Origin of the sequence: Rhodococcus sp. BS-15 (assembly GCF_000813105.1) — a bacterium.
Taxonomy (GTDB): domain Bacteria; phylum Actinomycetota; class Actinomycetes; order Mycobacteriales; family Mycobacteriaceae; genus Rhodococcoides.
On record NZ_BAOX01000617.1, the window covers coordinates 1 to 707 of the forward strand.

The following is a 707-nucleotide window of genomic DNA, read 5'->3' on the forward strand; positions in this document are numbered from 1 at the left end:
CACCCGCACCGACGGCTCCGGCACCGACGGCTCCGGTACCTTCCGCTCCTGCAGTGCCCTCGGCTCTGCGGGCGAAGGGTCTCGACGAGCAGGAAGAGCAGAGACTGACCTTCTCCGGTCCGGCCGAGGGCGGTGGCACTGCCGTTCGTCGATCCGGCTCGTCTCCGTCCGGCAGCGAGTCCGCCGCCGAGGGCACCCGCCGCGAGCGTCGCGAAGCAGCGAGGACTCAGAGCAAGGCACCCAAGAAGGCAGCTCGCTCCAAGCGGAAGAGGTAGTGCACGACGGCCGCGTCGCCACTGGGCGACGCGGCCCTCACCCCACTCGCAGCGACGTGACCGTCCACCCGGGGCGGCGCGGGTCGATCGCCAGCTCGATTCGGCCTGCGAAGGCGAACGTGCGCGGGCCGCGGGTGTAGGAGCCGAAGATCTCCGCCGAGACATCCGACCGATACGCACGTGGACTCGTCGCACTGCTGCGAATCCGAGTCGTCTGCCCGGCGGCGGGTTCCGCACTATGGTCCGCACCAGATCGATCATCGAGGCAGTGAACAACGGCGCCAGCTGGTCTGCGCTGCGTCGTCGATCGATCACCTCGATCATCATGCGCATCGCGCGGTCGGCACTCGAACGTGCATCGACGGGCACCGGTGGCCGGCCGGGAGGCTCGGCGCGTGGTCGAGAACGGGTGCTGCGTACGGATGGTCGGTG

General features: G+C 69.7%; 2 protein-coding genes. Both read left to right on the forward strand.

Going from position 1 to position 707, the window contains the following annotated elements; translation table 11 throughout:
* Positions 1-275 (forward strand): hypothetical protein (locus RHBS_RS28295; protein ID WP_145977677.1); only part of this gene is annotated, 275 nt, incomplete at its 5' end.
* A gap of 238 nt (positions 276-513) precedes the next feature.
* The coding region (locus RHBS_RS29915; protein ID WP_236745431.1) for a hypothetical protein at positions 514-707 on the forward strand (194 nt) is incomplete at its 3' end.